25 protein-coding genes and 1 other RNA gene are annotated in these 26056 nt (G+C 41.0%); 6 read left to right on the top strand and 20 right to left on the bottom strand.

The genetic code is table 11. The features are described 5' to 3' along the window. Window positions 1-8 precede the first annotated feature (8 nt). Window positions 9-395 (top strand): reverse transcriptase-like protein, encoded by a 387-nt coding sequence (locus AAEO50_RS10470; RefSeq protein ID WP_341983259.1) that lies wholly within the window; start codon window positions 9-11, stop codon window positions 393-395. 161 nt (window positions 396-556) lie between these two features. Here AAEO50_RS10470 and AAEO50_RS10465 read toward each other — a convergent pair whose 3' ends face one another. Both AAEO50_RS10465 and AAEO50_RS10460 read right to left on the bottom strand, forming a co-directional pair. Beyond that, on the bottom strand, window positions 557-823 hold the full coding sequence (locus AAEO50_RS10465; protein WP_341983256.1) for a DUF6123 family protein: 267 nt from the start codon (window positions 821-823) through the stop codon (window positions 557-559). Window positions 824-857: 34 nt separating this feature from the next. Then, complete coding sequence (locus tag AAEO50_RS10460; RefSeq protein WP_341983254.1) at window positions 858-1346, bottom strand: divergent PAP2 family protein; 489 nt, start codon at window positions 1344-1346, stop codon at window positions 858-860. A gap of 113 nt (window positions 1347-1459) precedes the next feature. Here AAEO50_RS10460 and sspL point away from each other — a divergent pair, with 113 nt between their 5' ends. Beyond that, window positions 1460-1597 (top strand): small, acid-soluble spore protein L, encoded by a 138-nt coding sequence (sspL, locus tag AAEO50_RS10455; protein WP_341983252.1) that lies wholly within the window; start codon window positions 1460-1462, stop codon window positions 1595-1597. A gap of 69 nt (window positions 1598-1666) precedes the next feature. On the opposite strand, the gene AAEO50_RS10450 is transcribed toward sspL, so the two are convergent. The 6 genes from AAEO50_RS10450 to AAEO50_RS10420 form a co-directional block, all read right to left on the bottom strand. Next, a complete protein-coding gene (locus AAEO50_RS10450; RefSeq protein ID WP_341983249.1) occupies window positions 1667-2563 on the bottom strand; it encodes a 5'-3' exonuclease in 897 nt (298 codons plus the stop codon). Window positions 2564-2701: 138 nt separating this feature from the next. Further along, window positions 2702-3532, bottom strand: coding sequence for a sulfurtransferase (locus AAEO50_RS10445; protein WP_341983247.1), 831 nt, complete (start codon window positions 3530-3532; stop codon window positions 2702-2704). 210 nt (window positions 3533-3742) lie between these two features. Then, window positions 3743-7375 carry a dynamin family protein gene (locus AAEO50_RS10440; RefSeq protein WP_341983245.1) on the bottom strand — a complete coding sequence of 1211 codons (3633 nt, stop codon included), beginning with the start codon at window positions 7373-7375 and terminating at the stop codon, window positions 3743-3745. 441 nt (window positions 7376-7816) lie between these two features. Then, window positions 7817-7990 (bottom strand): hypothetical protein, encoded by a 174-nt coding sequence (locus tag AAEO50_RS10430; RefSeq protein WP_341983243.1) that lies wholly within the window; start codon window positions 7988-7990, stop codon window positions 7817-7819. Between the two features lie 100 nt (window positions 7991-8090). Further along, the gene (locus tag AAEO50_RS10425) at window positions 8091-8657 is read right to left on the bottom strand and encodes an isoprenylcysteine carboxyl methyltransferase family protein (RefSeq protein WP_341983241.1); all 567 of its coding nucleotides are present in this window, start codon (window positions 8655-8657) and stop codon (window positions 8091-8093) included. Next, entirely contained in the window at window positions 8657-9727 is a 1071-nt protein-coding gene (locus AAEO50_RS10420) for a type III polyketide synthase (protein WP_341983239.1), read from the bottom strand. The genes AAEO50_RS10425 and AAEO50_RS10420 overlap by 1 nt, the downstream gene beginning before the upstream one ends. A 201-nt stretch (window positions 9728-9928) precedes the next feature. On the opposite strand from AAEO50_RS10420, the gene AAEO50_RS10415 reads away from it, so the two are divergent. Next, window positions 9929-10381 (top strand): chemotaxis protein CheX, encoded by a 453-nt coding sequence (locus AAEO50_RS10415; RefSeq protein ID WP_341983237.1) that lies wholly within the window; start codon window positions 9929-9931, stop codon window positions 10379-10381. Window positions 10382-10455: 74 nt separating this feature from the next. Here the strand turns inward: AAEO50_RS10415 and AAEO50_RS10410 are convergent, their stop codons facing one another. Then, entirely contained in the window at window positions 10456-11226 is a 771-nt protein-coding gene (locus tag AAEO50_RS10410) for a glucose 1-dehydrogenase (RefSeq protein WP_341983235.1), read from the bottom strand. A 390-nt stretch (window positions 11227-11616) separates the two neighbouring features. Here AAEO50_RS10410 and AAEO50_RS10405 point away from each other — a divergent pair, with 390 nt between their 5' ends. From AAEO50_RS10405 to AAEO50_RS10395, 3 genes are read left to right on the top strand one after another with little or no spacing between them, the layout of a single operon-like run. Further along, window positions 11617-11766, top strand: coding sequence for a cytochrome c oxidase subunit 2A (locus tag AAEO50_RS10405; RefSeq protein ID WP_341983233.1), 150 nt, complete (start codon window positions 11617-11619; stop codon window positions 11764-11766). 21 nt (window positions 11767-11787) lie between these two features. Continuing rightward, window positions 11788-12264 (top strand): cytochrome c oxidase subunit II, encoded by a 477-nt coding sequence (locus AAEO50_RS10400; protein ID WP_341983231.1) that lies wholly within the window; start codon window positions 11788-11790, stop codon window positions 12262-12264. Between the two features lies 1 nt (window position 12265). Further along, window positions 12266-13915, top strand: coding sequence for a b(o/a)3-type cytochrome-c oxidase subunit 1 (locus AAEO50_RS10395; protein ID WP_341983228.1), 1650 nt, complete (start codon window positions 12266-12268; stop codon window positions 13913-13915). Between the two features lie 180 nt (window positions 13916-14095). On the opposite strand, the gene AAEO50_RS10390 is transcribed toward AAEO50_RS10395, so the two are convergent. The 11 genes from AAEO50_RS10390 to AAEO50_RS10340 form a co-directional block, all read right to left on the bottom strand. Further along, window positions 14096-14563 carry a GyrI-like domain-containing protein gene (locus tag AAEO50_RS10390; RefSeq protein ID WP_341983226.1) on the bottom strand — a complete coding sequence of 156 codons (468 nt, stop codon included), beginning with the start codon at window positions 14561-14563 and terminating at the stop codon, window positions 14096-14098. Window positions 14564-14585: 22 nt separating this feature from the next. Further along, window positions 14586-16097, bottom strand: coding sequence for a carboxypeptidase M32 (locus AAEO50_RS10385; protein ID WP_341983224.1), 1512 nt, complete (start codon window positions 16095-16097; stop codon window positions 14586-14588). A 181-nt stretch (window positions 16098-16278) separates the two neighbouring features. Further along, window positions 16279-18204 (bottom strand): ATP-dependent DNA helicase, encoded by a 1926-nt coding sequence (locus AAEO50_RS10380; RefSeq protein ID WP_341983222.1) that lies wholly within the window; start codon window positions 18202-18204, stop codon window positions 16279-16281. 137 nt (window positions 18205-18341) lie between these two features. Then, window positions 18342-18521, bottom strand: coding sequence for a hypothetical protein (locus AAEO50_RS10375; protein WP_341983220.1), 180 nt, complete (start codon window positions 18519-18521; stop codon window positions 18342-18344). 85 nt (window positions 18522-18606) lie between these two features. Continuing rightward, on the bottom strand, window positions 18607-19758 hold the full coding sequence (locus AAEO50_RS10370) for a class I SAM-dependent RNA methyltransferase (RefSeq protein WP_341983218.1): 1152 nt from the start codon (window positions 19756-19758) through the stop codon (window positions 18607-18609). A gap of 179 nt (window positions 19759-19937) precedes the next feature. Beyond that, window positions 19938-20321, bottom strand: an RNA gene (gene rnpB / locus AAEO50_RS10365) — RNase P RNA component class B. 82 nt (window positions 20322-20403) lie between these two features. Further along, entirely contained in the window at window positions 20404-20709 is a 306-nt protein-coding gene (gene gpsB, locus AAEO50_RS10360; protein WP_341983290.1) for a cell division regulator GpsB, read from the bottom strand. Window positions 20710-20825: 116 nt separating this feature from the next. Beyond that, entirely contained in the window at window positions 20826-21383 is a 558-nt protein-coding gene (locus tag AAEO50_RS10355; protein ID WP_341983216.1) for a DUF1273 domain-containing protein, read from the bottom strand. Between the two features lie 226 nt (window positions 21384-21609). Next, complete coding sequence (locus AAEO50_RS10350; RefSeq protein WP_341983214.1) at window positions 21610-21915, bottom strand: CotD family spore coat protein; 306 nt, start codon at window positions 21913-21915, stop codon at window positions 21610-21612. A 385-nt stretch (window positions 21916-22300) separates the two neighbouring features. Further along, a complete protein-coding gene (locus AAEO50_RS10345) occupies window positions 22301-23548 on the bottom strand; it encodes a ribonuclease H-like domain-containing protein (protein ID WP_341983212.1) in 1248 nt (415 codons plus the stop codon). A 47-nt stretch (window positions 23549-23595) separates the two neighbouring features. Then, window positions 23596-25860, bottom strand: coding sequence for a DEAD/DEAH box helicase (locus AAEO50_RS10340; RefSeq protein WP_341983210.1), 2265 nt, complete (start codon window positions 25858-25860; stop codon window positions 23596-23598). Window positions 25861-26056: the final 196 nt, after the last annotated feature.

Genomic DNA, 26056 nt, shown 5'->3' with positions numbered 1-26056 from the left:
TGAAACCGATGTTTGAAGTAAATATTGATGGGGCAAGTGCGGGTAACCCTGGTCCCAGCGGTGCTGGAATCGTATTAAAACAAAACGGGAAACTGGAACATTTTTCATTCCCGCTCGGTGAAATGGATAATCATCTGGCCGAATTCACTGCCTGTATGAAAGCGTTGGAAATATGTATTGAAAATCACGCTCAAACAGTCTGGATCCGCAGTGATTCTCAAGCCCTTGTACAAGCGGTGGAGAAAGAATTCGTAAAGAGTGCTGCCTATAAACCTGTGTTGCAGGAAATCTTGGCTCTTTCACAACAAATCCCACTGTTCTTCATAAAGTGGGTACCGAGTAAAGAAAACAAAATGGCTGATGAGCTGGCCAGAAAAGCCATTCATCTAAATTAACGGCTTTTCTTATAGCTTTATGCACTGAATACAAAAAGGAGGCCTGTCGGCACTCCTTTTTGATTTCCGGCTCCAGCGCCCGGCCCTTCAGACGTTTGGGTCCCCAAATGAAGTCAAATAGCGGCTTCACCGGCCATCCCAAGACTGAGCGCTTATCGTATTTATGAGAGTCCCTGATGGACCATCCATTTCAACGCTTCTTTCCTTGATGTAATCTTCTGGGAATGAAGCCTTTCCAATATAGACATATAAAAGCTTGAGTCAAACTGCTTTTGAGCTTTTAATGTGATTTCAATCGCACTGTTGACCAATTCATCCGATGCATCCGTGTATTTTTTTCCAAAATAGATAAACCCGATTGCATCTTCCTGAAATTTAAATCCCCTGTTTTCCAAATCAATGAGAAAATCTTCTGTTGTCTTTTTCACTTTTCTCCTCACCCTAATTACAGCATTGTCTTCTTCATCTTACAAAAAATCTTTTTCTTTGCCTATCTTTTTTTGAGATTAAAAATCCCAAAGCCCCCATGACCAGCCCAAAAAGAGCACCTCCTACAACCTCTTGAGGATGATGTCCGAGCATTTCTTTAAGTGCTTTAGGCTTTTTCTCTTCAAACTCCACCGATTCCTTATCGTGCGCTTTTCTAACAAGCTCATCCAGACTGTTCACTTTAAGTGTCAATTCACCTGTCTGCCTTCTAATCCCCTGGGCATCATACATGACGATCAAACCAAAGACAAAGGATAGAGCAAAATCAATCGTTTTGACTCCTTTTTTCAATGCAATGAAAGTAGTTAAAGAAGCAACCCCTGCACTGTGAGAGCTAGGCATACCCCCTGTCTGAAAAAACAGTTCGGGTTTCCATTCCTTCTTTTTTATATAATGAAGAGGGATCTTGAAACCTTGAGCCAAAAAAATACTTAATAAGGCTGTCAGTACACCTTTATTCAACCCTATACACCTCCCTTGCCAATAGTCTGTCCTAAAATACTTGTTTACATAGGATATTTTAAGGAACAGGACGCAAAATAATACTGTATGTATCTTGTATGGGAGGCGTTATCATGAGCAAAAATAATAATAAGAATAAAGGAAAAGCAGCTGGCAGTGTCACTCCACAAGGAAATGCAGCGGATACAGAATTTGCCCAGGAACCAAAGAGCAAGCTGGAAAACGCTGCAAAAAAGCGGAATACAAAATAGTCTGCTGACATCAGAATACCAAATGAAATAAAGAGCCAGGTTTTTACAGGAACCTGGCTCTTTATTTGTTTAACTAGATGCAATTAATGATTCGGCGCTCAATAAGAATCTTCTCAGTACTTTTAATTCAAGTTCTTCGATATAAGATATGGAAGAATGCGATACATGACTCCAAGCAGCATTTTCAATCGAGAGAGGTAACGGTACCTCACAATGAATCTCTGCTAATTTTCTTGAAATGTGCAGCATATCAAGGTCCGCTTCGATTTTCTTTTGTTGAGACGGTGTTATTTTATCGAGATTATTTAATATACCGGAAATATCACCGTATTCCTGTATCAATTTCACGGCTGTTTTTTCTCCGATTCCTTTCACTCCGGGATATCCGTCGCTCGTATCACCCATTAACGCTTTAACGTCAATAAACTGCTCTGGTGTGATTCCGCGTTCTTCGATAAACAGGTCCTTCGTATACGTTTGATAATTTCCGAACCCTTTTTTCAATAACATGATTTCTAAATTTTCATCAAGTAATTGAAGTAAATCCTGGTCCCCGCTCAGAACCGTCACCTTGCGATCCTTATGGTGTGCCTTAGCAAGAGTACCGATACAGTCGTCGGCTTCATAGCCGGGCACCCCTACATTTGCCAAATTGAACCCTTCTGCCACTTCCTTGGCCAGATCAAATTGTGGAATCAGCTCAACCGGAGGAGCATTCCGGTTCGATTTATACTCTGTGTATACCTCATTGCGAAACGTTTGGCTTCCCATGTCCCAGCACACCAGGATATGAGACGGTTTGACATGATCGACCGCCATCAGGAGGTGCTTCATGAATCCTTGGACGCCATTGGTCGGCAGCCCTTTGGAATTCATCATAAATTGACCTGTTACCGCTGTAGCAAAAAAGGACCGGAATAAGAGCGCCATCCCATCTATTAGTAATAAGTGTTCATCTTTTTTCATTTCATCCACTCCCGACAATTACAAATTAGCACGATGCTTACTTATGTTAAAAGCAATCCTCTAAAAGTATAACATATTTTCAATTTCTCCCCATTGGTAAAGAAAACAAGCCTGTGAGTATACAGGCTTGTTCAGTCATTACTGCTTGTCTACTTTATGATGTTCATAGGATACCCAATCACTGTAACTGCCGGCGTACAATTTCACATCCTTAAATCCCGCCTCCAATAAGGCAAGAATGTTAGGTGTGGCAGTTACGCCAGAGCCACAATAAACAACAATGCGATCATCTTTGTCAAAACTTGCAAACCGATGTTTCTGCCTATCCAAATCGAGAAATAACCCTTTGTCCACGCCTTCGGTCCAAGGAGTATTGACCGCATTAGGGATATGACCTGGAATACGGTCAATCGGCTCCTCTAAGCCCAAATAACGTTCTTTACTGCGGGAATCAAGTAAAATTGCCCGACTCTTACCTTCCGAAATTCGTTCCACTTCTTCTAACGAAGCAAGCATGTCTTCTTTGAATGAAGGAGTATAGCTCCTTTCCCCATAGTCAGGGATAGTGGTTTGAGTTTCGAGTCCTTTTTCCTTCCAGGCTTTAAATCCACCGTTCAATACGTAGACTTGCTCATGTCCCAAATAGCGAAACAACCACCAGCATCTGCTTGCAAAAGCACCTTCCCCCTGGTCGTATGCAATAATCATTGATTCATTGTCGATGCCTGCGTTTTCTATTTTTCTGAGGAAGTTTTTCATATTGGGAAGAGGATGACGGCCTCCATGTTCTTTTACATGCCCTGATAGGTCCTTTCCAAGATCGAAATATACCGCACCCGGAATATGCTCTTTTAAATATGACCTCTTACCGGCTGAAGAATCACCCAATGAAAAACTGCAGTCGATCACTTTCACATTTCTATCGTTCAGATGATTCTTTAACCAATCCACGTGTTTAACGAAATGCATTAAGATATCCCCCTCTTTTTCATCAAGTCTTTTACAGCTTCCTTCGGTTCCCAGCAGGAAAATTGATATGAAGTCTTTGTCTCATAACCCAAGCGGGAACAAAAATAGGTGGTCTTTGAGTTATAAAATGATTTACTGGCCCGGATGTGGATGCAGGTGGCACAGCAGTGAAATGGATTGCCTGTCAACATGATCACCCTCTCCCATGATTTAGGTTGATTCCTCAAGCCACTTAAGTTCATTGCGAAGCTTCTCAATATCCTGAACGGTGCTCAATGCTTCGATATTTGCATTAATTTGTTCAAAGGCTTGTGCTTTTGCTTCTTCTTTCAGTTTTGCGAATCTCTCTTTAATATCCTTTTGACTCCAATCATTTAATCTTTCTTTTTCATGCCTCAAGTAATCATCTGCAGGGCCATGGAGTTTCTTCTCCAGCGCTTCCTGTATTTCTTTTTTTCCACCTTTCTCAAGGAATTGTTTAGGGTTCTTGAAAGTAGAAAAGGCTTCTTTATATCTCTCCAGGCCGCTATGTTTAAACGCTTGTTCAAACTCGATGGTTTCTTCATTTTCAAGATCAGTAGAAGAAAGTATAATCTCTTTATCCTTTTCCATGATGATTGATTCGAACTCTTTCCACTGGGCATCAAGCTTATTCCCGATAAATTGCTGTACTCTTAGCGATGTGGCTCTCAACTCCTGTGATAAATCAAACCCGACACTTGAGATGAATTCCTTCAAACCTTTTTGCAAGGCCTTGGAAGGGTTTGATTCATTCAAGAACAGGCCTGAATGAAAAGCCTCTTTATAAAAATCGGAAATCCTGAAAAACACCCGTTGTTTCAAGTAATAGATCAACTCATCCAGTTCCTGTTTGACTTCGGATTCCATGGCAGCGGAAGTTCTTTCATCCAGCAACTCATCCACCACGGATTTCGTATCCCGCAGCTCAGTCATCCGATGCTGTTTACTCGATTGGTCGCTTGAAGCTGCCTCAATATAGTTCTTGAATCGTTTGAGGCCCTTCTCCCATTCGTTCATTGCTGAATCTACACTCATACTGACAAGTTCATGCTGAATAAAGGAATCAAATTCCCCTCTGAAGATTCCCATTCCATGCGAATGACTATCCTGATTTCCCAAAGCAAGTAATGAGGAAACCCCAAAGATCCTCGGGAAGCGAATCCCATATTGAATCAACTGATTTTGAACATATTCTATAACTTCATTCTTTTCTTCTTCATTTTTGGCGAGGTCGATCGCGTTTACGATAAAAAACATCTTATCGAGTTCAAACGTATCCTTTACCCTTCCTAATTGAATGAGAAATTCACGGTCTGCTTTTGCAAACGCATGATTATAGTAAGTGACAAATAGGATAGCGTCAGCATTTTTAATATATTCGAATGCCACTCCCGTATGACGTGCATTGATCGAATCAGCTCCGGGCGTATCAACCAGCGTTATTCCTTTTCTTGTTACATCACAGTCATAATATAAATCAATCGATTCAACAAAGCAGGATTTGGTTTCATCGGCTACATACCCTTTATAATCCTCTAAACTGACAGTGATTTTTTCACCTAAACTATTTTTGAAATCATTAAAACCTTTATAAAATGCTGTGAGAAATGAAAGATGAATTTTTTCTTTCGCATCCCCTTCCACTTCGTCCTGCAGCCTCGGAATGATGTTCAATGCGTCCTCTATATTCGTGATACTCTTATCAAAAAACGACAGAGAATGGGAAAGATCCTGAAAAAGCTGTTCATGAGATTTAATCTGTACATCTGCTGTTTCATGCTGATTTCTATCGGTCACAGGCTTTATCCGGTTAATTGAAGCCGTTGTTGGATTTGGGCTGACTGGTAATACCTTTTTACCAAGAAGGGCATTTGCAAAGGAAGATTTCCCTGCACTAAATGCTCCGAACAAGGCAATTGTAAATGTTTGATGGGCAAGCCTTTCCTTTTTACCCTCCAATATCTCCGCAATTTTATTAAATCCTTGCAGACCATTAAACACATGTGACATACGCTCCAGCCTTTCTATCACATGTTCGACGGACACCTGAGAGTTCTTTCTGTCATCTTCCTGAGCTGGTCTGTGATTCACTTTTATCAAGGTTTCTGAAACTGGTGCAGCTCCATGTTCATGTATGTCGGATGCTTCAATAAACTGATCCTTGTCTTTCCACTCCTTAACCCACCTTTGAATCTTTTCATCTTTCTTATCTGACTCTGTAACATTTCCCAATTTTTCTATTTGCTGCAGCTTTTCCTCCTCCAGAAGCTTCCACTTATGAACATAGACTGTTTTTTGACGAAGAGCCTGCAGCATATCTTGAATGTGATGCTGCTTACTTTCTGTGTCATATCTTAGAACTTTTAAGCTGCTTTCAAATAATTCATTCGTTTTTTTCCTTGCATTCTTCTTTAAATCTTCAGAGAGGTTATCGCAATATTGCAGGACGTAATCCCCTGTAACCTTGGCACCCGGCTTTATCAATCCAATTAAATAATTCTCATCCACTTTCAGTGATAGCTTCTCCCAATCTTCCAAGAGAGTCCGGGAAGATCCACGACTTTTCTTTAGTAAAGATTTCCCGAGTGTCTTTAAATGCCAATTCAGCTGTGTTTCTATTCTGCTGTTCACTTCTTCTTTAAATATTTGAGCTCTTCTGTGCTGTTCCTCTTCTGTTTTTTGCTTGGAGAACAAGAAGCCGACTTTAAAATCAGACTGCTGGCTTTCTAAAAATTCCTTTGCAAGATTCCTTGTCTCAAAAGGCATTAAATACGCGTTCTTAAGAATTTTACTTCTCTCATCTTCAAAGTCCTGCTGAACCTCGCTGCTGTCGTTCAAAGATATTTCGTCTAACATTTTTTCTTCTTCCAAAAGCAGACTGTCTTTATTTTCCCACTCTTCTTGAGTAAGATGTTCTTCGCTCGCTTCAATGACTTGGTGCTGCTGTTCTTCGTACCAGTTTTCATGTTCATGGACAAGCTGCGACATCCCTGAGCGGGCGGAAGCTTTTATTAAGTCTTCCTTTTCTGCTACCTGATCCTTAATCAATTCACGCAGTGCATCAGCTTCATTATTTTCATGTTCCATATTTTTTAGACTGGTATAAAAAATCCTATCCGGGACCACTCCCCAGGAAGCAAAAGAATCACTGACACCTTCTTTGAAACTTTCGAAAGATAACTCTTCCTCTTGATGCTTATCAATTTGATTCACAACAAGATACAGCTTTACGCCATGCCGCTTCAGTTCTTTGGTGAATTGAAAGTTTACTTGAGATTGAACGTGGTTATAATCCATCACATAATAAACAGCGTCCGCTAAATGGATAGCTGACTCTGTGGAAAGCCTGTGAGCGTCATCTGTACTATCGACACCCGGGGTATCCAGGACGGACACTCCTTCCGGCAAAGAAGTCTCACTTCTGCCGATTTCAACTGAGTAAACATCTTCCCCGTTTTTGCAGAAATCTTTGATCGCGGAATACTCAATTGGTGCTCGAAAGTAAACCGGCTTCCCTTTGTGATAATGAATTTTTGCATAGTCGTCATTGGCCTGATGCACTTTGACCAGGTTAGCACTGGTCGGGATCGGGCTTGATGGCAGAATTTCTTCCCCCATCAGGTAATTGATCATGGTGGATTTCCCTGCAGAGAAATGTCCGCAAAATGCCAATATAAACTCTTGCTTGTATATTTTTTCTGCCAATCTTTCAACTTTCCGGGAACGTTCTTCATCCCCTTTACTGCGAAAGATGTCATCGTATCCTGCCAGCTGGTGAAGGATTGTATGTAAGTAGGTACTCTTTTGGTCAATGCGGCTCATATTCTGGATCCTTTCTGTTTCAAAAGATGATAACGCTTTTATTTTATCGCATTTAAATGGATTTCTCTATGGTTTGATATTTATCTTTGAAGAGAATGAATGATCTCAACTATCATATTCAATTTTCCGGAAATGGAGAGGAGGGTATTCACCGCTATTGATTTCCATGCAAGACTTCGCTTTCCGCGGATGACCCGTGAGCCTCCTCGTCGCTCCGCTCCTGCGGGGTCTCACATTGGCCACTTCTCCCGCAGGAGTCTTCGTCTTGCACTCCAATCAATAGCTAGATCCAGTTAAATATCTACAACAAGCTTTAACAAATACCTTTAAGAAATAATTGACTGTATCCTTTTCCACTGGAGGAACTTCCATTATGGAGGTTATTGAGTATTCATGAAATGATGCCGGACAATAAAAAAAGCCTTCTTCAATGGAAGAAGACTAGCTTGATGATTCTGTTGTTGTAATAAGGTTAGATGGGACAAATGATCGGGAACTATTTTGATAAGATGCTTCTTTCTGAATAGGCTGTCTATCTTTCATCACATTCGACAGGACGTACTTCATTATAAAGCCATATGTAACCACCGTAAGCAAAATTAGAAACCATACCATTTCTTTCCCCACCTTTTTCTATATTTGGACGAGCAATTGAGAATAATTTTCATGTTCAATTACATGGTATCAAAAACGATAATCATTTTCAATAAGAAATTTATTTTTCTTTTCTGACTATCCCCAGCCACCCAGGTGTCCTTACATGTATACGACCGTAATCTGTTTCATTTTTAAGGGCACCTTCTTCGACCGGTATCCTTGTCAATAGGATCAGCTGGTTAAGAGCGGCAAAAACGAATAACGTCCAATAAGCATTGAATAATAAGGGAACAATGATCAATTCCATTGTAACGATTAGATAATTAGGATGTCTGAACAATTTATATGGTCCGGTAGCCACTACTTCTGCATCCGGGAGAACGATGATTTTTGTATTCCAGTACTTTCCAAGGGAAGAAATGACCCAGATCCTTCCTGCCTGAGTGATCAGGAACAAAGCCAGCAGGTACTCCCATAAAGGATGAATGCCCGAATGGTAGATACCTCCCTCTAATAACAAGGAAAGAAAAAAAGCGAAATGGATCATTACCATTACATGATAATGTTTTTGACCGAATTCTTTTGCTCCCCGATCTTTCATCCATTTTTCATTTTTCTTTGCGATTACAAGCTCTACTAACCGCTGAATGACCAATACGGTAAAGAATAGGATAAAAAATTTCATCATTCCCACCTCATTAATACCAATTCTGAGCTGAATCCAGGGCCTAATGCAGCCCCTAAGCCGATATCACCTATTTGACAACGATCTTCCAGGAATTCCTTCAACACATAGAAGATAGTCACCGATGACATATTGCCGTATTTCTTCAGCACTCTCATTGCATGACGGGTCATCCTGTCATCAAATCCCAATGATTCCTGATAGGCCTCAATCACTTTCTTTCCCCCTGGGTGCGCAACGAAATGATTAATCTCTTCCATTCTTATTCCCTGTGAATGTATGAATTCTTCCACATTCGGCCTCAGCCAATTTTTCACGAGTGTTGGAATATCTTTTGAAAAAACAACATATAGCCCTTCATTCTTTATTTTCCATCCCATCACATCAAGGGAGTTCTTTAAAGTGGTGGATTGAGTGGCAAAGATAGATGGAAGCGGGCTGCTTTTATCTTTGATCGTTTGACTATCATCTCCACATACAATGGTACATGCCACCCCATCAGCAAATAAGGATGTACCGACTAAATTACTCTTCGAACGGTCGCCGTGCTGAAACGTCAAGGAACATAATTCAACGGAAAGTATCAGAACGTTCGATTTGGGAAATGCCAGGCAGTACTCATATGCCCGTGATAATCCTGCAGCCCCTCCTGCACATCCCAGACCCCATATCGGTATGCGTTTTACATGTGGGGGAAATGGCAGTACATTCATAATCCTGGCTTCAATGCTGGGAGTCGCCAGTCCCGAAGTACAAACAGTGAAAATGGCTTCAATTTCTTCAAATTTAAGATCATTCTTCTTCAGACACTTCTCTATTACTTCGCTCCCCATTTGTACAGCGTAACGGATGAACAGATCATTTTTTTCTTGAAAAGAATGAGAAGTAGAAAACCAGTCAAGATCATTAACAAAATACCGGCTTTCAATTTCTCCATTTTCGAAAATAGGGAGCAGTCGGTCAATGTCCTTGAAGCTTTCTGAGAACAAATTCCGGGCAAACTCGGCTGCTTCCGATTGAGTGATTTTAAAAGGCGGGGTTTCTGTTTCGACGGCTAGAATTTTTGGCATAACCATTCTCCTTACACTTTTCCATGTAAGGATAGTATTACCATTATGTAAAGATACATGTATGAAACTTCCCGCGAAGTTATTTATTTTCTGAACCTCCGAATGATATGGGCTATAAAATTCACACCAACCCAAGATTACAAGACTTTCATCCTAGGAAATATGATATAATAATTTTGACAAATTTCCGGAGGATTCGACATGACGTTAACAAGCAGTGTCACGGATTTATTAGATAACTTTATCACATCTTTAAAAGGGGTGATTCCGTTAGTAGTGACTGTCTATGAGCCAGTTTCATTAAGGGAACCCTATAACAAGCATAATATTGGTGTTTTAATAGGGATGACCGGAGATACCAGGGGCAGATTCGTCATTGATGGAGATGAAGAAAGTTTCCAGGCTCTGGCAGCTTCAATGTTCGGAATGCCATTGGCGGGTGAAATGCTTCAATCATTTGCCGGTGAATTAGGGAATATGATCGTCGGGAACCTCGCCACCTCTATCGCCCAAAGCGGGCACAATGTGGATATCACTACACCGACAGTCATTGCAGGAGAATCGAAGTTATACGGTTTTCATCAAGCTATACAACTTCCTATGACCATCGAAAATGTTGGGGATTTTCTCATCCTCTTCATGATCGAAGCATGAATGATTTAGAAAAGCGGACACTCGGTGTGTCCGCTTTCTTTAGGTCTTGCTCTCATCCAATATTTTATGGCAGATTAAAACCCTTGTATGGTCATGCCTCCGTCGACGAACAGCGTCTGACCTGTTACATAGTTACCCGCATCCGAGGAAAGGAACACTGCCGGGCCTACCAGCTCATCTAGTTCACCAATTCTTTTTAAAGGGGTGACCGCTAATATATCGTCTACATATTCCTTGTTTTTAAGAAGTTCCTTTGTCAAAGGTGTTTTGAAATACCAGGGACCTATACTGTTTACATTTATATTGTACGTTCCCCATTCGAATGCTAAAACTTTAGTCATTTGAATCATGGCTGCCTTAGTCGCTGCATAAACAACCCCCGTCCGAAGAGCAACGTGACCTGCCACAGAAGCAATATTGATGATCTTACCCTTTCTATTCTCTTTCATATGATTTCCTATTTCCTGACTCATCATGAAGGCGGATTTCAAATTGGTATCCATTATGGTCTTCCATTCTTCATCTGTCACTTCAAACGCATTCGATCTGATATTCATACCAGCGTTATTAATTAATATATCGATTGTCAAACCTTGTTTTTCTATGTATCTTACAGCCTCTTGAATTTCCTCTCTGGAAGTTACATCAGTGGGCACGATATATGCGTTCCTTCCCAATGCATGTATGCTTGCTGCCGTCTCTTCCAAGTCTGCTTTAGTCCTTGACAGCAAGACCACATCTGCTCCTGCCTCTGCCAATCCGATACTTAAAGCTCGTCCTATTCCTCGGCCTGCACCAGTGATGACCGCTGTTTTATTATTGAGTGAAAAAGAAGGTAAATACATGAAAGATAAACACTCCTGACTTCTTTATTTATTCTTTCTTGCTTTGTTGAGAATGGACCTGTATATGAATCTTTGTTTCAACCAGTGTACCACAAAACGAACATCTTCTTTTCTCATTATATATTTGACAGCATTTATCACAGTAATACTTTTCCACTTCTTCACCCTCCCGACAATTTATTCAATACAGTTTATGCAGCTTCTATCTTCAATGGAACAGGAGAATTCTCCTCATTAACCCCATAGCTCCATTATTCGTGTGACAAACTTCACATTTATTTCACATTTAATCCCCTAAGGTGTGATATTTGTCACAGATGGACTACTGCTCAGGGAATTATGATTAGGGTAATCCAGAATATCACCTGAAAGGTGAAAGGAGTGAGCATTATGGCAAATCCTGAATTGAACAGAAAAACTCAAACCAAGGTGGAAGATTCGTCCAGCTTGAAAGGAACTTTAACTTCTGTATTACTGCTGGGAGGCTTCTTGGTTCTTTCGTGGATTGGAGTATTTTTACTATTTATTAATCGTTTTTAATGGAAGAAGGAGTGATTGAACATGCATATGCATCGTTATGAAAAATGGTGGTTGACTCTCGGAACCGGCTCTCTTATTATCTTTTTAATTATTTTAGGTATCAGTGCTTTTCACCAAGGTCATCAGCCTCCAAGTGCGAAGGCTTATATTAATCCGGAACAAGTGGATGCGATTGCACCTTTTGATGAGCCAGGGCTAAAAAAAGTGGAAGGTAAAGAGTGGGATTACGAATTGGTATTGGTGGCTTCCACTTTCTTATATAACCCAGGCGAAGTAGAAGTTCCTAAAGGAGCAACGTTAAAAATAATCGCTACTACCAAAGATGTGATTCATGGCTTTGAAGTAGCAGGTACAAACATAAACATGATGCTCGAGCCAGGCTACATCAGTGAATATACAACAACATTAGATAAGACTGGCGAATTTTTAGTAGTATGCAATGAATACTGTGGAGTTGGTCATCATACGATGAAATCCATGATTAAGGTGGTGGACTAAAATGTCTGAACGTATTATTAAAATTGACCGCAAAGACGGCAAGCTGGCAATGGCTCATATATATGTAGGGTTTATCGCCCTGGCTCTTGGAGGACTGGCAGGTTTACTGCAGGTGCTGGTCCGTTCAGGAAGTTTCACTTTACCTGCAGGAATCGGCTATTATCAGGTTCTCACTGTTCACGGGGTACTACTTGGTCTTGTTTTGACTACGTTTTTTATCTTAGGTTTTCAACATGCAGCCATTTCAAGAACATCAGGCACTTATTCTCGTACTTCCCGTTTATTCGGCTGGCTCGGCTTCTGGGTAATGCTGCTGGGGACAGTAATGGCAGCAGTCATGATTCTGTTAAACGAAGCAACTGTCCTTTATACTTTTTATGCACCGCTTAAAGCGCATTGGATCTTCTATCTCGGATTGACGTTCGTGGTGGTCGGGAGCTGGTTAGGCGGAGCAGGTATGATCATGAAATATGTAGAGTGGCGCAAACAACATCCTGGTGAATCCAGTCCGCTCTTAACATTCATGGCTATCATCAATACTGTTTTATGGATTGTTGCTACTTTAGGAGTCGCGGGAACTGTTCTATTCCAGCTGCTTCCATGGTCACTGGGACTGGTTGAAAGAGTTGATGTGCTTATCAGCAGGACTTTGTTCTGGTATTTCGGACATCCACTGGTTTACTTCTGGCTGCTGCCGGCTTATATGGCATGGTATGTAATCATACCGAAAATCATCGGAGCTAAAATCTTCTCTGATTCCCTTGCGAGATTATCATTTATTTTGTTTCTCTTATTCTCTATTCCTGTCGGCTTCCACCATCAGCTTGTAGAACCGGGTATTGATGCATTTTGGAAGTTCTTGCAGGTAGTGCTTACATTTATGGTTGTCATCCCTTCGTTAATGACTGCTTTCTCTTTGTTTGCCACTTTTGAAATGTACGGACGCTCAAAGGGTGGTACAGGTTTGTTTGGCTGGTTTAAGAAGCTGCCTTGGGGCGATGCCCGTTTCACTGTACCGTTTATCGGGATGGTTGCTTTTATTCCCGCAGGTGCCGGCGGATTGATCAATGCTTCCAATCAGATGAACCAGGTTGTCCACAATACGATCTGGGTAACAGGTCATTTTCACTTGACACTCGCCACTTCAGTGGTGTTGACGTTCTTCGGGATTTCTTACTGGCTCGTCCCCCATTTGACAGGGCGTGTCTTAACGAAAGCAATGAATAAGATGGCGATCGTGCAGGCGATCGTATGGACAGTTGGAATGGGTATCATGTCCGGTGCTATGCATGCTGTAGGTTTATTAGGTGCCCCAAGACGTTCTTCCTTCTCTACTTATGGTGACGCACAGCAGGCACTTGACTGGATTCCATATCAGGTTGCTCAAGCAATCGGAGGTACAATTCTCTTTATCGGCATCATATTGGTCCTGTATATCTTTATTAATCTCGCTTTCTTCGCTCCAAAAGGAGAAGAAGAATTTCCGGTTGGAGAACAAGCGGAAGGTTCAGAAAAAACCCCTATGGTTCTTGAAAATTGGAAGATTTGGCTTACAGTCCTTGCGGCTCTCATTCTTGTAGCCTATACTGTACCGTTCATGGATATGTTCCAGAATGGCCCGCCACCTTCAAAAGGGTTCAAGGTCTGGTAGAAAGAAAAGCGCAGACGGCTTTGCACAATGCCGCCAATCATAAAAAAAGATCTCTAAAAGAATTAAACTTCTTTTAGAGATTTTTTATTGTTTGAAAATCGGTAGTTTGCACTTAAATTTGCGACTTCACACTTAGTTAGACAAAGATAGACCGCTCCCATACCCGGAGCGGTCTATCTATTATTTTTTCTTCACCGGAACATATAACTCCAACTTCCGTTTATCTTCAGTAAGATTGATCTCCCGGTCCTGCTCTAAATATTTTTCGATACTCAAGCGGGAATAATCTTTTTCATAACCATTTTCTTTAATCCAGTTAAAAATGGAAAAATAAGCTTCTTCCAACTCACTAGAACTGCCTTCATAAAGGGAATGAGCATATTCTCCTGCTGGTAGTGACAGCTCAATCAAATCAGGGTGAATATTTTCGACCCTCTCGACTTCCACTGTACAGTAATACGTGAAATCAGTGGCTCTGTCATGAAATGGTGCAATGATCGAGGAGCCATTACTGAGATGTCTGATGGTCGGGATCATTTCTGCAAATCTTGCAAACAACTCAGGAATTTCGGATCCTCTTCCATAAGGTCCCGTCCACCCCATGCCTACAAGCAGCTTATCTTCTAATGAAACGGTACGAATCTTCATCTCCATTGCCTCCTCTATTGTATTACAGTGAATATACTTTGGTATACTTTTCGATTAAATAATCTGAAAGATGCGAAGCATTTAACCCTTCGCCCGTCACATCCTTCAGGATCTCCAGCGGCTGTTTCATTTTGCCCCATCTGTGGACATGGTCTGTCAACCACTCTTTGATAAGTGTAAGATCGCCTTTTTCCAGAAGCTCATCAAAGTCGGGAATGTCTTTTTGCATCGCTTTTCTGAATTGGGCTGCATACATATATCCCAGTGCATATGAAGGGAAATACCCAAAGCTGCCGCCTGCCCAGTGAACATCCTGAAGGACACCTTCACCATTATGAGAAGGCTTGACTCCAAGGTACTCTTCATACTTTTGATTCCAGATCCGAGGTAAGTCCTTTACCTCAATTTCGTCGTTGAACAAGCCTTTTTCAATTTCATAGCGGATGATGATATGTAACGCATAGGTTAGTTCATCTGCTTCAATCCTGATTAATGAAGGCTTTGACTCATTGATCGCTTTGTAAAAATGATCAATATCCACTGAATCAAACTGCCCGCCAGCATGTTGTTTAAGCAGATCGTAATTTTGTTTCCAGAAAGAATAATTTCTTCCCACAAAGTTCTCATAGAATAAAGATTGTGATTCATGAATGCCCATTGACGTTCCCGAGCATAAAGGGGTGCCGACGAGATCCTCCGAGATGTTCTGTTCATAAAGGGCATGTCCCCCTTCATGGATCGTCCCGAATACAGCCGTTCTCCAATCACTTTCATCATACTTGGTTGTTACCCTTACATCACCGGGGTTTAAACCTATCGCAAAAGGATGAACGGTTTCATCCAGCCTCCCTGAATTAAAATCATATCCCATTTGCTCAAGGATTTTTAAACTGAATTCTTTTTGTTTTTCTTTTGAAAAATGTTCGAACAGAAAGGCGGTATTAGGTTTGTTCTCAGACTCAGAAATTTTATGTACTACCGGTACAATCTTATCTCTCAATTCTCCGAATACTTTATCCAGTACGTCTACTGTCACACCAGGTTCATACATATCGAGAAGGGTATCATATTTATTCTTATCATATCCCCAATAATGGATGAATCTCTTAGTGTAAGATACCAACTTTTCTAAATAAGGCTGAAACATCTCGAAGTCTGCTTTGGACTTGGCTTCTTCCCAAACATTTTCCGCCTTTGATTGCAGTACTACGTATTCTCTATATTCAGAAGCAGGAATTTTTTTATTTCGGTCATATTCCTTCTGACATTCTTCAAGCAATCTTTGAGTTCGTTCATCAAACTGACCTTTCTCTGGAGAAAGCTTTGCAAGATATGCAGCCATTTCATTGGAAGTGGACATTGCAAATAAATCGGATGACAGCATGCCGATAACCTCTGATCGCTGTTCTACTCCATTTTTTGGAGCACCGGTCCTTAAATCCCAGAACATCAATCCAAGTGCTTCATTATAAGCAGTCATTTTTTTTACATAATCGAGAAAGCTGTTTCTCATTTCTACTAATTCTTCTTTCATCTTAAAGCCCCCTTAGTAAACATCCCCTTTATTTTATCATATTTTTCTGACAAATACTTCTATAATGGATGAGAGTGAGACTTCTATAACAAAACTTTGGAAGAATGGATATTTAACATTCACAAATAAAGCTTAGAAAACATTGTAAAAAAGAGCCGCCAATCAGGCGACTCTTCTCAACTTATACCTTCATTGTATCCACTTTGACAGGCAGTATTGATTTCAAAAGATCACTGTATGCAGATTCTTCTTGATTTAATAAAATGTGTACTTTACCGTGATCTTCGCTTGTCCGGATCAGGCGTCCGATTCCTTGTCTCATGCGGAGCAGCATGTATGGTATATCCACATCCTCTATTGAATTCCCTGCATGCTTTCGCTTTGCATCGAACACTGGGTCTTTTGGAGGGAACGGCAGGGATACGATCACCACCTGCGTAAGGGATTCCCCTGGTACATCAAGTCCCTCCCATAAATGATAAGAACATAACACAGAAGAGTGGTCATTCTGAAATTCTTCTACTGTATGACTGATTTCTTTATCCCCTTCGAAGATGACCTTCCATTCTTGATCAGAATCGCTTTGATAATGGTCTCTGAACGCGTTCATCTCTTCCTTTGAAGAAAACAGCAAAAGAGACTTACCATTATTCTGTTTGAGATGTTCCATCGCATAATGGAATTTCGCTTCATTGCCGGGAAGATTCTCAGGTACAAATACTGTCATCATATCGTCGTAGTCGTAAGGAGACTCCACCGAAAATTTTTCGAAGTTCTTTATCCCAAGTGACTGAGCTACGTATGAAAAATCGCGATTATACGATAAGGTAGCAGATGAGAAGATGAAAGGAATGTTTTGAGAAAACACCTTTGTCCGGAGTATTTCTTCCACCAGTCTTGGCATGACGACGAAAGTATGCTCGTCTTCAGATGCCTCTAGCCAGTAAATCCCTTTTTCATCTTCCAGGAATAGCTTCAGCGAGTACTGAATCTGTTCTAAATATTCCTCCACTACTTTTAATAAATAATCATCCATTACATACATTTCCGATTCAAACACAAGTTCATTCAAAAGGTTTTCAATGCTTTCAGTTAACAGTCGTCCCTGCTCTATAATCGCTGAAGAGCGGGAGATATACTGTCGAACCGTTCCGACTTCAGTCCTTGATTCTTTTTCTAATAACGAAAACCATTTCTCATTCGCGAGCATAATATCTTCAATCTGGTAAAGTGTGGTTTCCCTCATGTCAGAAGCGGATAATCTTTCAAGCAGTCCTTCCAGTGTTTCCATTCTCATGCGATAGGTCATTGCCTTCTGAGAGGCAAACTCCAATAAGTGCCCTTCATCAAAAACGACCGAACTTGCTTCCGGTAATAATGGAAGCTGCCCTTCCCTTTTACGCGAGTCCTTCGTCCAAATATGTTCCATATAAAAGTCATGAGAACAAACGATCAGGTCCGCAGAATTTCTGTAATGTTCTCTATGAAGTGTCTGGCCGCAGCGGTGACGGTAAACACATGACATGCAATCCTGGAGCGAGTCCCAGCCGATTTCATTCCATTCTTCATCTGGCAGCTGGGCATAATCCTTTCGATCACCGTAATGGGTGAATCTGTTCATTGAATTTGTTTCGTGAACGAATGCGGGCAGCCCTTCCCAAATGTCGTGGAAGCCTTCATTCATATGAAGTTTTTCTTCAAGCTTTTTAATACACAGATATTGTTCTCTTGATTTGGCCAATCTTACATCTATATTTAAATCAAGTGCTTGTTCAAGTTTTTGAATGTCCCCGTCTTTTTTCACAAGTTGTTCAATCAGCGTTTCATCTGCGCACGCGATGATAGCAGGCTTACCTGTATAACGTGCATAAGACAATGCATATAGCAGATACACGAATGTCTTACCTGTCCCGACGCCAGCTTCTGCAAACATGACTTGTTTCTGTTTGTACGCCTGGTTTAGTTGAAATGCCATAAAAACTTGCTCATCCCGAAGATCGAATCCCTTTTCGGGTAGGATATCGTAAAAGACATCTCCGACCCAATCTGAAAGTGCTTCATAAAAGGATTGATCTTTTGATAAATTGAAAGGTAATTTTCTTTTCATTTTGACCTCCTGCATCCCGCATTACTGTTAATCTATTAGATTTTTTGCAGCGTAAACTCCGCTGGTGATTTACGGACAAAAAAAAGAAACACCCTATACAAAGGGGATATAGCCATTTGTATGGAGTGTCCCTGGGTTTAGTCGTATATTCTGTTTTGTCTAAGCAGTTCATATTGAAATGCTTTGTCTAAATTGATCTTTGCATTCATCAAACTTTCCTGAATGGTCTCAGTTCCTTCATGTTCCATTGAAATTGATGATAAAGAACCTTCCAGCGCCTGATAAATCTTGTGATAATCCGTTAGAGAATGTTCCATCCCCTATTCACTCCCCTGAAAAATGATAGCACTATTTTACGCAGGGAGTATGGGGAATATTCTTCTTTCGGTTAAATTTTTCTTATCAATCTTCGCCCTTATCTTTTCTCGGAGGACGCGGTCCCCAATATTGATAATAATCCGTCCTGATGAATCCGTTAAAGAGCTTTCGTTTCTTCGTAGCGGATTTACCATAAAACTGTTCGAACTCTTCATGGGATGTCAACATATATACAGACCAAGTATCCAGTTTCTCGAATGCCTGTCCCATTTCTTTGTACATCTTTTCAACTTCCGGCCTTTCCCCGAGTCTTTCACCATATGGAGGATTGCCGACTACCACTCCGTATTCCAAATCCGTAACAAAGTCCCTTACTTGCATCTGTTTAAATTTCACAAGATCCCCGAGTCCAGCTTCTAAGGCATTCTCTTTGGAAACGTTGATCATCCTGTGGTCGATATCTGTCCCGAATATTTCGAGGGGCTGGTCGTAATCCGCCAGGTCCTCTGCCTCCATACGGGCCTTATCCCAAGTATCGCCTGAGATAAAAGACCAATTCTCTGATAGAAATTCCCGATTGAAACCGGGTGCAATGTTTTGTCCGATAAGTGCTGCTTCAATGGGAATCGTTCCTGAGCCGCAAAATGGATCAAGGAAAGGACGATCGGGATTCCAAGTCGTCAATTTTATTAGCGCAGCAGCAAGGGTTTCTTTAAGAGGAGCCTCTCCTTGGCCGATTCTGTATCCTCTTTTATGAAGGCCCTGGCCGCTTGTATCCAAGGTGATGCTGGCTGTATCTTTATGGATGGCAACTTCAATTTTGTACAATGGTCCTGTTTCCTCCAGCCATGAGGTTCTCTTGTACGCTTTTCTTAATCTTTCTACAATGGCTTTCTTCACGATTGCTTGACAATCAGGCACACTGTATAGCTTTGATTTGACAGACTTCCCCTGAACAGGGAATTCAGCATCTTCCGGAAGATAGCTTTCCCAAGGCAGTTTTTTTGTATTTTCAAACAGTTCATCAAAGGAATAGGCCTTGAATTCTCCCACCAGTATTTTGATGCGGTCAGCGGTACGAAGCCACATATTCGCTCTAGCGATAGCTGTTTCGTCTCCTTTGAAGATGACCTTCCCGTTATCCACCTGGCATTCATACCCTAAATCCTTCACTTCTCTTGCTACGATTGCCTCGAGCCCCATTGCTGCAGTTGCAATTAATGTATATGTACTCATATGTTACACCTCGTTCGTCTCTATTCTCTATCTTATTATAGTCAATTTTATGTTAAAAATAGGCCTTAAGAAAAGATCTTAAAAATAAAAAGGACTGATACCTAAGGTAATGTCTTACCTGAATGTATCAGTCACTTGTGCTTGTAGTCAAAGAATTATTGTCTTCTCCTGAAATAGCGCTCTGTAAGCCATGTTTTGTTCCTTTGTACTGCAAGCGACTTGTCATCTCGTACTCAGGTGGTAATCATCTATCTACAAAGGTAAAAACCTTTGTCCCTTCCTTCGTTCGTTTCCTCCGAAAGGGTTCCCCTACCAAATTTGGGTTTCTCGCTCGTGGGGTTTACCTCGTTCCACTCCTGCCATTTCTAACAGGACTTCGTCACTGTGGCACTTTCAAGGTAGTCATACCATATCCCAAGGGACTTAGGTATTTTCCCTGCCGTCAACTCATTATGAGCTGCCCTAGCTTATGAATTGGCTAGGCACGAACACTACGGGCATCTCAGCACCGTGCGAGCATGGACTTTCCTCTACAGCAAAAGCTGCAGCGATTACCCAAACGCTATTAAGGATCAGCAATAACTAATTATATAGTAATATCTTACTCAAATCAACTGGAAATAGATGTCATTATCGATAGGGATATCAATCGTAAAGCTTATTTCCAAACACATGCTTTTCAAGATTTGATAAACGTTTAAGGATATCAAAATTAGTTGTGCCTGATGCTTGCGGCTGTGCAGCAGGACGCTTGTTCGCACCTTCAACCTGCTTTTTCAAGCGCATGTTTTCCTGTTGAAGTTCTTCTATTTCCTGATGAAAGGTTTCATAGTCTTTAATAATTAAATCAAGGAATTTATCTACATCTTCAGACTTATAGCCTCTCATTCCGCTTTTGAATTCTTTTTCGAGAATATCTTTAGCTGTTAACTTCACTTTATCTGAGATCATCGCATTCACCTCTATATTTATCTTTTTCATTTTTTCAAATTACTTTCATTTTGTCAAATAATTTTAAGGGGGAGCAGGCAGCAAACACTATAATAAAGCTTCTGACGTTTTAATGACTACTCATTTTTCCATTGTTCTTCTTCCACTACCCATTGCAGATCATTAAATGAGATCCCCCGTATTTGAAAATGAGGGTTACGTTCTTGATATTTTCTTGCATCCTGATAAAAATATTTTGGAGACCCCTCTTTTTCCTCATCGTATAAAATGACAAGAAATTGACTTTTATTTAGAAATAAATGATTTCGGTTTTTAAACTGTTGAGGACTTTTATAAGGCTCTTTCGACACTGAGTCTACAAAATCAGCCTGAGCAAGTATCATCTCATAGTATTCCTTGTTGGTTTCATTCCAGTTCTCTTCCTGGTTGAGGAATGGTGTCAGTACCGCGAGCTTAAGGTCGGGATGTTCTTCCTGAAGTTCAAAAACCACTTCAGCTCCCCAAAGCTCTACACCAAGCTGACCACTTATTGTTACCCACTCCAGGTCCTCATCCAATAGAGAAAGCAATTCTTTTTTTAATGCCTGTTTTATGTAGTAAATGGCTTTATCATCTTGCTTGAATATTCCGAGCTCAAAGGATTTATAACCTGTTAAGCATGCAACCTTGCTCAAAAAGCAAAACTCCCTTACTAAGGATCGTGATAAGTAAGCTAAGTTATTTATAGTCTGCCCTATTCTTCATACTTATTGTAACATATTTTAAGCAAATGAGGAGGGTGACCTCATACATCCCTTTACCCCGTTCAGCTGCATTTCCACCATTTCTCATGAAAAAAAGCCTTTTTGAAGGAATCTTGAAGTCACCCGAAATTTGAATATTTACCTCTAATTCAACTGATTAGTATAGTCCGAAAGGCGGTCGGGGGCGCGGGCCAAATCCTTGGCCGCCGGGTCCTCCTGGGCCAAATCCCGGACCCGGACCTCCTCCGCAGTTAAACTGCTGGTTCGTGACACTGTCAACTGCAGATTGAGTTTGAGGGAAGTAGTGTTTGTGCTGATATTGGATATTGTTTACTGTAGTTGTATGCTGCGGGTGGATATGCGGCACCTCGTAGGTAGTGAAAGTCTGGTTTACACAATTTTGTGTAGGGTGCATAACTGCTGGAAGCACGTTACTTGGTCTTGGTCTTGGTCTACAAAACATAGTCATGTTCTCCTTTCATCATCATGATATAGTTACATTAATAGCCTATGAAAGGGGTAGAGAACATGTACTAATGAAAATACCTATTTTTTTTATTGCTTACATGGGGAATGTTAAAGACTTTGGAAAAGGTCAATCACTTATCCCCATTACATGAAGCTGTATAAAGTTTCAGAATAATTAGTAAAGAAAAACGCCGTTAAACCAATGACGACAAAGAATAAGATTAAAATCGCACGGTTCATTTTCATCATCCTATCTAAACATAAATAATTTCCACACAATTATTCATTTTACAACTACTTGTGAAAATTCTCAATATATAAATAAGAAGAATGGACCATAAATTTACGTTATTTTACTAGATTCAAGAAAGTGATTCAAATCAAGTCAATTTCTTCCTCTGGATTTTTAAACTTACACGGTGAATCCGGGTATAAAGTTGCTTTAGCTTCTGGGCTTTTGACCCATCTTGCATTTCAACTTCATTCATAATAAGCCCCTCGAGTTCCCCGCACTTCTCAAGTGCCTTATCATAATCCTTCATTTTATGTTCATAGATTTTCGCCAATTCCTCAAGAGCGATGACTTTTATTCTGAATGGACAATCACTGCCTATTCCTTCCCATAGTTGTGCGGCTTTATCGAAATCCTTTTCCTTTTTATACCTGAAAGCTAAATGGTGAATGGATTCATGGTGCTGGTCCCCTCGATCATTAACGATATGTTCAAACCGTTGTTTAGCCATGTCCCCGTTACCTGTATATTCCAGCCATCTGCCTGCTTCGAATGTTTCCTGCTCTGTAGATGACTCAGATACTTCAAGCAGTTGAAAGGTTAAATGTGTATATAAAGTAATCAATGAAAGAATATCCAGTTCATTATGTTGCATCACCCTTAAAATACCTTCCGGATCCCTTCTCTCAATGAAATCGAAATAGATCATAGGGGCAAGATAACCAGGCACATCATCCACCCTTTCAAATTCAAGGACTTTCCTTTCAACGTTAATCAGTTTCACAGACTCCATTTTGTGTTTAAAAAGCCTTCGGGACCCGTGATATAAATCAAAATGCCCGAATGCAGGAAGTTTCGGCACATGGTCTTTAATCAGGGTATGTCTTGTTTTAACCTGGGGCCAATCAAAGGCTTTGCCGTTATACGTGACTAGCGTATTATAATCAACTTTCTTCAAAAAACTGTGATAGAGGGGAATCTCACTTCCCGGCTGTGGAAGGAAGTGCTGTGTCACCACCACTTCATCTCCATCGATCCTTCCATGACCAAGCAAAAAGATCGTGTTGCCGACCCCTCCTCCAAGCCCCGTTGTTTCCGTATCGAAGAAAAACAAGTCTTCGGGGGACAAACCTTTAGAAGAGAGTGGATGAGTGCCTTTGAAATCCTGCCACGCGGCAACCGAGCTGACGAGATCCTTAAATCTATATTTTCCATGTTTATGGTCAAGAGGATATCTTTTTTCCCTTACCAGACAAAAATCATCATCGACAAAATATGTCGTGGTTCCATGGTTTTTCCACGTTTCTTTATGAGGAAGTTCAGTATCGGTAATATCAAATGTTTCCCCTGCATCCTTGACCTTCTCTGCTTCTTCTCTCACAATGTGTTTTTTCATTCTGTTCAGTTTATTTTTAAGAGACACTTTCTCCCCCCTTTTATTCATCAGTGAATGAATAATTCAAGCAATTTTAATGAATCAGCTTTTGCTGTTTTCATGGAATGCTCAGTTCCGATACATGAAGGACAGCCCGTTTGACACGGACAACCTTCAATCAATCTTTTCGCCTCAGAAAGAACCTGTTCAATCTGTTCATATACTTTTTCACTTAAGCCGATTCCGCCTGGATATCTGTCATAGATAAACACGGTCGGTTTATCATTATGGGCCGCTTTCACCTGAGGTACGACAAAGATATCACTCGGGTCGCACATCACATAAAGCGGGATAATGGACTTTAAGCTTTGAGCAGCACCGATCAGACCTTCTTCCAAGCGTTCTTGTGTGAAAGAGGAGCTGTCGTTAAGGGAAATCCAACTGGAGTTGGTATGAAGTTCTTCCTCGGGAAGATGGATGGGACCGGAACCGATGTTTTCATGTGTATCGAACTTGATTTTTTTAAAGATTGTGGCCATCGCCTGAACGGTTACATCGCCATAGGCAATTTCACATGAGCCCGCACTTCGTTGTTTGTCCGTCTCCAACACGCGCAGCTGAACGGCCAGATTGGCATCGGTAAAGTAATCGACATCCACCTCCCGGACAAAGGCTTTCTTTTCTTCCCAATCCAGTTTCTCCACCTGAAATTGAATGCCCTGGTGCAAATAGATGGCTTCATCATGAAGAAGTGTCATCGCAGAAAACCGGTCCATTTCCCCAATGACTTTAACAGCTGCAATATCGGTTTGATCAATAATGATTACATTTTCCTGGGAAGCGGAACGAAGACTGATATTGTGGGCCGGAAAAACATCATTCATCCAATACCATTTATCCCCGTTCTTATGAAGAAGCTTCTCTTCTGCCAGAAACTCAAGAATATCTTCTACCTCATGTGAACCGAATTGTTCCCCATCTTTGAAAGGAAGTTCATATGCAGCACATTTAAGGTGATCAATCAGGATGATTAAGTTATCAGGATTGATCCTGGCTGTTTCCGGTGTTTGCTCGAAGAAGTAGTCAGGATGATCAATAATGAATTGATCGAGCGGACTGGAGCTTGCCACCATGATGACAAGTGACTCACCATGTCTTCTCCCAGCTCTCCCTGCCTGCTGCCAGGCACTGGCAATGGTCCCTGGATACCCTGTCATGATGCACACCTGCAGCTGGCCTATATCCACACCTAATTCAAGCGCATTGGTGCTGACGACGCCATAAATTTCACCTGAACGCAGCCCTTTTTCTATTTCTCTTCTTTGGGTAGGAAGGTAGCCGCCCCTATACCCGCGAATCGATTTTGCTCCTAATTGACTCTTTACTAGTTCCTGTAAATAGGTGAGGATGATTTCCACCCTTACCCGGCTGCGGGCAAATACAATGGTCTGTATTTTATTCCTTAACAGTTCACCGGCAATCCTCCTCACTTCCAGTGTAGCACTTCTCCTTATGTTCAGAGGTTTGTTGACAATAGGGGGGTTATAGAAAACAAAATGCTTTTTGGCGCTTGGGGCTCCATTATTGTCGATAAGTTCCATTTCAGAACCAGTAAGATGTTCAGACAATTCTTTAGGGTTGGCGATTGTAGCGGATGTACAAATGAAAACTGGTGAAGCCCCATAAAACTCACATATTCGTTTCAGCCTTCTGATGACGTTGCTCACATGTGAACCAAATACCCCTCTATAAATATGAAGTTCATCAATGATCACATATTTAAGGTTTTCAAATAATGAAACCCATTTTGTATGGTGAGGCAGGATGGCTGAATGTAGCATGTCTGGATTTGTAATCACGATATGCCCCGCTTTTCTGACCTTCTGCCTGATATTGGCCGATGTATCCCCGTCGTATGTATAACTATTGATGGAGGCACCCGCTTCAGCGATGATTTCATTGAGTTCGCTCTTCTGGTCCTGTGCAAGAGCTTTTGTCGGAAAGATATACAGCGCCCTGGCATTTGGATCCTTCATGATCGTTTGTAAGACTGGAAGGTTATAGCACAATGTTTTACCTGATGCAGTAGGAGTCACAGCAGTAAAACTCTTTCCTTTCACTGCAAGCTGAAATGCATCGTGCTGATGGCTGTAAAGTTTTTCGATTCCTCTTCCTTGCAGAGCTTTTTTTATCCGTGCGTCAATCTCATCCGGAATATCTGTATACGTTGCAGGTTTTTCATCTATTGTTTGCCAATGTATAATTTGTTTACTGAATTGTTCGTCTTTTTTGAAATGTTCTATTATTTCTTGAAGGTTGTTTTTTCTAAACATCTTCTTCACCTCTAGATTCTATTTTATCGAATCTATGTTCGAATGTAAAAATAAAAAATCCGGCCATGGATTCGCCGGATTTTTTGTTATTTCTTGTTTACATCCAATTATCAACTCCGCTGTTGATTTCCGTGCAAGAATTAACTTTCCGAGGCGGTTGGTGAGCCTCCTCGTCGCTGCGCTCCTGCGGGTTAGA

The sequence above is a fragment of the Rossellomorea oryzaecorticis genome (genome assembly GCF_038405515.1).
In the GTDB taxonomy this organism is placed as follows: Bacteria; Bacillota; Bacilli; order Bacillales; family Bacillaceae_B; genus Rossellomorea; species Rossellomorea oryzaecorticis_A.
The sequence above is the reverse complement of the archived record's forward strand: the minus strand, read 5'-3'. Positions and strand labels throughout refer to the sequence as shown.

Bases quoted from the DNA above. Each gene is read 5' to 3' on its own strand.
- AAEO50_RS10370 (WP_341983218.1), bottom strand. From the start codon at position 19,758: ATGAGTACATATACATTAATTGCAACTGCAGCAATGGGGCTCGAGGCA.
- AAEO50_RS10420 (WP_341983239.1), bottom strand. From the start codon at position 9,727: ATGCCAAAAATTCTAGCCGTCGAAACAGAAACCCCGCCTTTTAAAATC.
- AAEO50_RS10350 (WP_341983214.1), bottom strand. From the start codon at position 21,915: ATGTTTTGTAGACCAAGACCAAGACCAAGTAACGTGCTTCCAGCAGTT.
- AAEO50_RS10410 (WP_341983235.1), bottom strand. From the start codon at position 11,226: ATGTATTTACCTTCTTTTTCACTCAATAATAAAACAGCGGTCATCACT.
- AAEO50_RS10400 (WP_341983231.1), top strand. From the start codon at position 11,788: ATGCATATGCATCGTTATGAAAAATGGTGGTTGACTCTCGGAACCGGC.
- AAEO50_RS10380 (WP_341983222.1), bottom strand. From the start codon at position 18,204: ATGAAAAGAAAATTACCTTTCAATTTATCAAAAGATCAATCCTTTTAT.
- AAEO50_RS10425 (WP_341983241.1), bottom strand. From the start codon at position 8,657: ATGAAATTTTTTATCCTATTCTTTACCGTATTGGTCATTCAGCGGTTA.
- AAEO50_RS10450 (WP_341983249.1), bottom strand. From the start codon at position 2,563: ATGAAAAAAGATGAACACTTATTACTAATAGATGGGATGGCGCTCTTA.
- AAEO50_RS10470 (WP_341983259.1), top strand. From the start codon at position 9: ATGTTTGAAGTAAATATTGATGGGGCAAGTGCGGGTAACCCTGGTCCC.
- AAEO50_RS10345 (WP_341983212.1), bottom strand. From the start codon at position 23,548: ATGAAAAAACACATTGTGAGAGAAGAAGCAGAGAAGGTCAAGGATGCA.
- gpsB (WP_341983290.1), bottom strand. From the start codon at position 20,709: ATGATCTCAGATAAAGTGAAGTTAACAGCTAAAGATATTCTCGAAAAA.
- AAEO50_RS10415 (WP_341983237.1), top strand. From the start codon at position 9,929: ATGACGTTAACAAGCAGTGTCACGGATTTATTAGATAACTTTATCACA.
- sspL (WP_341983252.1), top strand. From the start codon at position 1,460: ATGAGCAAAAATAATAATAAGAATAAAGGAAAAGCAGCTGGCAGTGTC.
- AAEO50_RS10390 (WP_341983226.1), bottom strand. From the start codon at position 14,563: ATGAAGATTCGTACCGTTTCATTAGAAGATAAGCTGCTTGTAGGCATG.
- AAEO50_RS10395 (WP_341983228.1), top strand. From the start codon at position 12,266: ATGTCTGAACGTATTATTAAAATTGACCGCAAAGACGGCAAGCTGGCA.
- AAEO50_RS10340 (WP_341983210.1), bottom strand. From the start codon at position 25,860: ATGTTTAGAAAAAACAACCTTCAAGAAATAATAGAACATTTCAAAAAA.
- AAEO50_RS10445 (WP_341983247.1), bottom strand. From the start codon at position 3,532: ATGCATTTCGTTAAACACGTGGATTGGTTAAAGAATCATCTGAACGAT.
- AAEO50_RS10385 (WP_341983224.1), bottom strand. From the start codon at position 16,097: ATGAAAGAAGAATTAGTAGAAATGAGAAACAGCTTTCTCGATTATGTA.
- AAEO50_RS10405 (WP_341983233.1), top strand. From the start codon at position 11,617: ATGGCAAATCCTGAATTGAACAGAAAAACTCAAACCAAGGTGGAAGAT.
- AAEO50_RS10430 (WP_341983243.1), bottom strand. From the start codon at position 7,990: ATGGTATGGTTTCTAATTTTGCTTACGGTGGTTACATATGGCTTTATA.
- AAEO50_RS10375 (WP_341983220.1), bottom strand. From the start codon at position 18,521: ATGGAACATTCTCTAACGGATTATCACAAGATTTATCAGGCGCTGGAA.
- AAEO50_RS10440 (WP_341983245.1), bottom strand. From the start codon at position 7,375: ATGAGCCGCATTGACCAAAAGAGTACCTACTTACATACAATCCTTCAC.